Origin of the sequence: Sporosarcina sp. P32b, assembly GCF_002743335.1 — a bacterium.
Classification (GTDB): domain Bacteria; phylum Bacillota; class Bacilli; order Bacillales_A; family Planococcaceae; genus Sporosarcina.
Genome location: NZ_PDZB01000008.1, coordinates 98,696 through 105,892, shown reverse-complemented (window position 1 = coordinate 105,892; position 7,197 = coordinate 98,696). Strand labels below are relative to the sequence as shown.

At 47.5% G+C, this 7,197-nt stretch carries 8 protein-coding genes; all 8 read right to left on the bottom strand.

What is annotated here, in order from left to right:
- Positions 1 to 197: 197 nt before the first annotated feature.
- On the bottom strand, positions 198 to 584 hold the full coding sequence (locus CSV64_RS08025) for a hypothetical protein (RefSeq protein ID WP_143560986.1): 387 nt from the start codon (positions 582 to 584) through the stop codon (positions 198 to 200).
- A 105-nt stretch (positions 585 to 689) separates the two neighbouring features.
- Positions 690 to 1,085, bottom strand: coding sequence for a hypothetical protein (locus tag CSV64_RS08020; RefSeq protein WP_233190507.1), 396 nt, complete (start codon positions 1,083 to 1,085; stop codon positions 690 to 692).
- A gap of 81 nt (positions 1,086 to 1,166) precedes the next feature.
- The gene (gene fabZ, locus CSV64_RS08015) at positions 1,167 to 1,604 is read right to left on the bottom strand and encodes a 3-hydroxyacyl-ACP dehydratase FabZ (RefSeq protein ID WP_099635449.1); all 438 of its coding nucleotides are present in this window, start codon (positions 1,602 to 1,604) and stop codon (positions 1,167 to 1,169) included.
- A 53-nt stretch (positions 1,605 to 1,657) separates the two neighbouring features.
- On the bottom strand, positions 1,658 to 2,203 hold the full coding sequence (locus tag CSV64_RS16850; protein WP_233190506.1) for a DNA-directed RNA polymerase subunit beta: 546 nt from the start codon (positions 2,201 to 2,203) through the stop codon (positions 1,658 to 1,660).
- A gap of 23 nt (positions 2,204 to 2,226) precedes the next feature.
- Positions 2,227 to 3,060 (bottom strand): flagellar hook-basal body protein, encoded by an 834-nt coding sequence (locus CSV64_RS08005; RefSeq protein WP_099635448.1) that lies wholly within the window; start codon positions 3,058 to 3,060, stop codon positions 2,227 to 2,229.
- 40 nt (positions 3,061 to 3,100) lie between these two features.
- A complete protein-coding gene (locus CSV64_RS08000; RefSeq protein WP_099635447.1) occupies positions 3,101 to 3,925 on the bottom strand; it encodes a flagellar hook-basal body protein in 825 nt (274 codons plus the stop codon).
- Positions 3,926 to 4,001: 76 nt separating this feature from the next.
- Entirely contained in the window at positions 4,002 to 5,003 is a 1,002-nt protein-coding gene (gene mreB / locus CSV64_RS07995; RefSeq protein ID WP_099635446.1) for a rod shape-determining protein, read from the bottom strand.
- Between the two features lie 142 nt (positions 5,004 to 5,145).
- Complete coding sequence (glpK, locus tag CSV64_RS07990; protein ID WP_099635445.1) at positions 5,146 to 6,639, bottom strand: glycerol kinase GlpK; 1,494 nt, start codon at positions 6,637 to 6,639, stop codon at positions 5,146 to 5,148.
- Between the last annotated feature and the right edge of the window lie 558 nt (positions 6,640 to 7,197).

Here is a 7,197-nt window from a genome sequence, read left to right as displayed (position 1 = left end):
GCATACTGGCATTGAGCGGATAGGCGGATGTATAGAGCACTCGCCGAAGTGCATTGAGCGAATGGCGCGTGCGATAGAGCGCTTGGGAGGATACATAGAGCGGCTCGCGGAGTTTGAGCAGATATCAGACCACATAGAGCGCACACAAAAACGGCCCCAGCATTGAATATGCAGGGCCGTTTTTATGATGGCGGGAATCATCGCATTTTACGATCTTCATCGCGCAAAACGCCGTCTGGAGCAGCGTCGTTACCGTTCATGTTGCCGTCTAGGGTGTTGTCGTCGCGTGCGCCACGGTTTTCGTTGTTGTCATCGATGAGTTCATCGCGTGTTCTGTCGATACCTTCGCGAGTTTTCTCGATGCCTTCGCGTGTATCCTCAATGACTTCTTCGCCTTCTCTTTCCATGATGCCACGGTCATTGTTGTCGTCAAGACCGTCGAGATCTGGACCCATACGCTTGTTGTCGTTTGGCGTATTGTCACGTTCCACATCTTCCATAGGTGTTTCGTTGTTGTTTGGTAGCGCGCCATCGTTCGTGTTACACGCGGTCAGAACGAGTGCGGATGCGAAAACTACGGGCAATGCTTTTCTGATCATAAAAAAATTCCCTCCTTTTTTACAAGCTGTGAACCATACGTATCGGTATGTTCATCGATAGCTTGTGCGAAAAGGAGAGAACTATTCGTTTTAATTATTCGTATGACCTGATGCGGTTTCTAATACGTTTTGAACGTATACAGCTTCTGCTTTACAGCCATAATCATAATGTGTGTCAAGATTTTGTTGTAAAATTTCAATTTGCGCGATCTGCTCTTCGGTCGGCGGATCGTTGAGAATGCGGATTAATACTTCTTCCACGCGCTCTGCTAATTGTTTATGGAACTCAGGATCTACTTTGACGTCGTCAGGAATCTTGTCGTACCAAAGTGCTTTAGTCGTAATGTATTCACGCCAGTTCGCGTAAAACTGTTCGATGTTATATTCTTCTGCTGACCAGCCGATTTCACTCATATATTGTTCGAATGATTGGGAAATGGAACGAGTGATGCTGCTCTTTATATTTGGAGAAAGCTTATTTAACATGCTGTAGTATACCCTCCCACTGTATGCCAAAACTGGCATTCCAATGATTATTGTATCATTTTTTAGTACCGCATCATGATGTTATTTCTCTTGAACGGGTCCGAGTGCGAAAGTAATATCTGCTTCACATGCTACTTCGCCTTCAACGGTTGCGATGGCTTTTCCTTTGCCAATTGTTCCACGCAAGCGGACAATTTCTACTTCTAGACGAAGTGTGTCGCCCGGTGTGACTTGACGCTTGAAACGGCAGTTGTCGATGCCTGCAAAAAATGCTAGGCGGCCTTTGTTTTCTTCTTTTTTCAGTAAAGCGACTGCGCCGACTTGAGCGAGTGCTTCTACGATTAAGACACCTGGCATAACTGGGTAGCCAGGGAAGTGGCCATTGAAGAAGTCTTCATTGATTGAAACATTTTTTAACCCGACTGCGCGCTTGCCTTCTTCGAGTTCTTCGATGCGATCGACGAGCAAGAATGGATAGCGATGCGGGATGATTTCTTGTATTTGTTGAGCGTTCAGCATGAAATTTGTCTCCTTTATTCCAGAGTATCTGAAGAAATCAGATGTTTCTGTACTTATTTACCGTTCATGATATCAAAAATATGTTGCCATGTCTCTTTTTTGAAGACATCGCCTGCTGAGCCGTCGCCGATTATGCTGAAACCAACCATTGTTCCTGCTATAGCGGCTAAGACGAGTACTACGAGTAGCAAGAGTAATCGTAGCCAAATCGGAATTAAGCGCACTTGGACCCAGCGCATTTCACTTACGGGTTTTGAAGCTTTTTTGGAACGCTCTTTGCGTGTCCATTTCGACTTCATTGTTGCTCGGGAAGTCGCGTCGGTTTCTTCAGGCTCGGTTTCTACCAAAAGCGTCTCTTCTGTAGCGTCAGGAGCTGTTTCTAGCTCTTCTGTATCCGTTATCGGCTCAATGTCTGCCGGAACTTCCTCGTCTGTTGTAAGAGGCTCTGATAGCGTAACGGCCACTTCGTCCATGTTAGTCGGATCTGTTTCCGTAAGCTCGATCGGATCTTCCATTTCCGGTGTTTTCAATGGTTCGAATGGTTGCACGGGTGATAGTGGTTCTGTTATTTTTTTGAAGTTTTTATTTTTATCTGTCATAGTAAGTACTCCTATTGCACGCGTTAGCGAATGCCGTTAATTAAGCCCATCATCTGGTCCGCCATAGTTACGGAACGCGCATTGAATTGATAGGCACGTTGCGTCGAAATCATATCCGCCATTTCTTTTTCATACTCCACGTTGGATGTTTCGAGCGCTTGGTTTTGCAAGCCAATCTGATCTCGTCCAGCACCCGTCATTTCGGTTAATAAATCATTGGCCGTCAATCCGAGTGCGGCTAGGTCTGTAGGCAATCCAAAGCTGGTTGCCGAAAGTTGAACCATTGAATCCGGCTTTTCTAGAACGGTAACACCGAGATTAAATTCTTGCGTGCCTTGTGGTGTCGTCACTTGCAACACACCGTTCGGACGAATTTGATAATCGGTTGCTTGTCCAGAAAAGACGATTGGACGGCCTGCGCTATCGGCCACTGCGAGTCCTTCTTCATTGACTAGCGCATTGTCGCCATTGGCAGTCGGTGACAAGTAGAAATTACCTTTACGTGAATAAATGATTTCTTCCCCGCCGTCTGTTGGCTGGATTAAATTAAAATGTTGTTTCGGTTCCGTTAGCGCAAAGTCTAGCTGGCGGTCTGTTATTTGTACAGAGCCCACTTTCCAGTTCATCTGCAGGCTGCCAAGGTGTGCGCCCGTGCCCATACGAATGCCGAAGTCTGAACTGCGTTCGGCTTGATCTGCTTTGTCATTATTCATTTGCTGGAATAAAAGTTCTTGGAATGTAGCAGCCGAAGATTTATATCCATGGGTACCAACGTTCGATAAATTGTTGCCGATCAAATCGAGACGTTGTTGCAACTGATTCATCGTGTTGGTGGCTGTAGTCATCGTGCGAATCATCAAAGGTCACTCCCTTTTCGCATGTTTCTATATGTAGTCATTAATTGACACGTCCTACTTCATTGACCGCTTTTTCCATACTGCGATCATAGGCTTGCAAGACTTTTTGATTGGCTTCAAATGCACGGTAGGCTGTTAGCATATCCGTCATCGAGCGCGCGGCGTCGACGTTAGAATCTTCGAGAAATCCTTGTTGCATCGAGTACGTACCGCCTGTCGGTAACGCATTGCCGTCAATCGTCGTGAAGAGTCCGTTGTCTTGCTTGGACAATGCATCCGCTGCGTCAGAGTAGGCAATACCTAGAGTCGCGACTTCTGTTTCTCCAGCGAAAATCGTACCTGCATCCGTCACGCGAGTATCATCACTTGTCAGTTCGATCCGATTGCCGGCATCGTCAAGGACGTATAAACCGGATGGATTGGTCAGATAGCCTTCTGCGTTGACAGCGAAATTACCGTTTCGTGTGTAGAATTGGCTGCCGTTCTCACCTTCTAACGTGAAAAACACGGTTCCCGCAACGCCTGTTTCTTCATTGACTTCCATTGGTCCGTCCAGCAACGCGATATCCGTCTTCTGTTCCGTTTCACGCAACTGTCCCTGTGCGAATAAAGGCAAGGTTTCTTGCATATATACGCCTGTCGATAGCTCGCCTACTTCGGAAAGATTTCTAAAGTTCAAACCTTTTTCCGTTGGGACGCGCGTTGAATCCAAGCGAGATAACAACATGTCTGGGAATGCACGAATCGATGACTGCTCCGCCTTATAGCCTGGCGTATTCGCGTTCGCGATATTATTGGAAAGCATTTCCGTCCGGCGTTGCTGTGCAATCATGCCTGACCCTACTGTATAAAAACCACGAAACATTCATTTCACTCCTTTGCATCATTATGTCGAATAATCATTGTTTTTAGTATACACTACTTGCCGCTTGCATGGCAGTTCAAATTATGCGTGTTGAGTTTTTACCGACCGAATCCATGAGCAATCCAGTTCCTTCTACTATACAAGTAAGTGGATTTTCCGCAATGAACACTGGCACCTGGAGATGTTCGGATAATAACGTATCTATTCCCGGAAGCCATGCGCCGCCTCCGATTAATATGATGCCGCGCTGCGCAATGTCTGCAGCGAGCTCCGGCAATGTTTCTTCTAGTGCATCTCTTGTCGTCTCCACGATTTTACCGATTGGCAGACGCAATGCCTCATGAATCTCTTCCGCCGTCACTTCAATTGTTTTCGGAATACCGGTGGCGAGGTCACTGCCGTGCACATTCATCGCGCCCGGTTTCACTCCACCCATCTGCACAAGACCGATGTCTTTTTTCACTTGTTCTGCCGTTTTTTCACCTATATAAACATTATGTTTTTTTCGTATATGTTGGATAATACATTGATCGAAATGAAGGCCGCCGATATTCGTTTTCTTAAACGATACAATTTCCCCCATCGACAGCACGGATGCATCTGTCGTACCTGCACCCAAATCGACTATCATATTGCCTGAAGGCTTAGAGATGTCAATACCAGCTCCAATCGCCGCCACTTTTGATTCTTCCTCAATGACGACTTGTTTGGCTCCGGCTCCCATCATCACTTGTCGGATCACGCTTTTTTCCACTCGCGTCGTATCTGCTTTACAGCCAATCGTAACGTGCGGCCGAATACGCAAGCTTTTTCCTAGCGCTTTCTCGAGGAAGTGCCTGATCAACACACGGGCCATTTCGAAGTCCGCAATGTTCCCGACTTTCATTGGACGTATGATCTGGATATGTTCTGGTGAACGACCAATCATTTGATAGGCCTCATTACCAAAAGCCACAGGTTCATCCGTACGTTTATCGATCGCAATGACAGCTTGCTCATTAATAACGAGACCGTTGTCTTTCACATATATCAATACATTGGCGGTACCCAAGTCTATTCCAATCTCTTTCGAAAACATCGTGACCCGACCCCTTCCTCATACGCCCTATCTGATTACATTCATTAGCTGTTCATTATATCATATTTCTACTTTTTTTGACATCGTTCGAGGGAAGGCGTTATAACAAAAAACCGCCAGCAAGTTAGCGGCGGCTAGTGAATTATTTAAAAGCAATCGTAGCGTTAATGGCTTTTTGCCAACCTTTGTAGAGATCTTCACGTACGGATTCTTCCATATTTGGTTCAAAAGGTCGATCGAGGCGCCAGTATTCTGCGATTTCATTGCGATCCTTCCAAAACCCTACCGCAAGCCCCGCAAGATAAGCCGCGCCGAGTGCCGTCGTTTCATTGATCGTCGAACGTTCTACTGGCACGTTGAGCAAGTCTGCTTGGAATTGCATGAGGAAATTATTGTCTACGACTCCCCCGTCCACCCGTAACGTTTTCAATGAAATCCCGGAGTCCGCTTCCATTGCGTCAAGGACGTCTTTCGTTTGATAGGCAAGTGATTCGAGTGTTGCGCGCACGAAATGCTCTTTCGTCGTACCACGCGTCAGGCCGAATACTGCACCTTTGACGTCACTATCCCAGTACGGTGTGCCAAGTCCAACGAATGCCGGTACGACATAGACCCCGTCCGACGATTTGACGCGCTTAGCATAACTTTCGCTTTCAGAGGCTTTACGGAACATTCGCAGTCCGTCACGCAGCCACTGAATGGCGGAACCGGCTACGAAAATACTGCCTTCGAGTGCGTACTCCACTTTCCCATCGATTCCCCACGCGATCGTCGTCAATAAACCGTTATCAGATGTCACCGCTTTTTCTCCAGTATTCATTAACATGAAGCAACCTGTGCCATACGTGTTCTTCACCATACCGCTTTCAAAGCATGCCTGGCCGAATAAAGCCGCCTGCTGATCACCCGCGATACCTGCGATTGGTGCTGCGTGACCGAAAAAGTGCCTGGCGTCGGTATGAGTGTAAATTTCGGACGACTCGCAGACGGTCGGCAACATCGTTTTCGGAACATCTAATATGTTGAGTAGTTCTTCATCCCACTGCAAGTCGTGAATATTGTACATGAGTGTACGCGATGCATTGGAGTAGTCGGTGACATGCGCTTGGCCACCAGACAATTTCCAGATAATCCACGTATCGATCGTACCAAATAGCAAATCACCGTTGTCCGCTTTTTCACGCGCCCCTTCCACGTTGTCCAAAATCCATTTCACTTTCGTTCCCGAGAAATACGAATCGATCAGCAAGCCCGTTTTATTACGGAATACATCATCATGTCCAGCCGCTTTTAACTCCTCACAAATATCGGCCGTCTGGCGAGATTGCCACACAATCGCATGGTAGACCGGGTCGCCAGTATGCTTGTCCCAAACCACGGTCGTTTCACGTTGATTCGTAATACCGATCGCTTCAATTTGCGTGGGTGTAATGTTTTTTTCAGAAATGACCGCGGCAATGACGGATAGAATCGAGCTCCAGATTTCGTCGGCATTGTGCTCCACCCAGCCAGACTTCGGAAAATACTGCGTGAATTCCTGCTGCGCCGTGTGAAAGATGTTGCCCTTCTTATCAAATAGGATTGCACGTGAGCTCGTCGTACCTTGATCGAGCGCAAGGATATACGTTTTCGTCATGATTCATTCCTCCTGTTGGTGGTGGTGTTTGGTTTTTATTATACATGTTTTTTTGGGGTGGGTGGGGTGGGTGGCTGCATGGGCTGATAGAGCGGTTGTGGGGATGGATTGAGCGGGTAAGTCCGCACCTAGAGCGTTTGCGAATCGACATAGAGCGGATAACCTCGGCGATTGAGCGGATCTTACGGATCATTGAGCGGGTGAACCCACAGATAGAGCGTTCCCGGACCAACATAGAGCGGATAGCCCCCGACGATTGAGCGGATTTGGCGACGCATAGAGCGTTACCGGACTTACATTGAGCGGAATGGCGCGAGCGATTGAGTGTCGAGTGAAACGTGACATAGAGCTCTCGCGGAGGTGGATTGAGCGGATCTCGGGGATCATTGAGCGGGTGAACCCGCGCATTGAGCGTTCCCGAACCAACATAGATCGGATAGCCCCAACGATTGAGCGGATTGGGCGACGCATTGAGCGCTTCCGGACTTATATTGAGCGGAATGGCGCGAGCGATTGAGTGTCGAGAGAGATTTGACATAGAGCTCTCGCGGAGGTGGA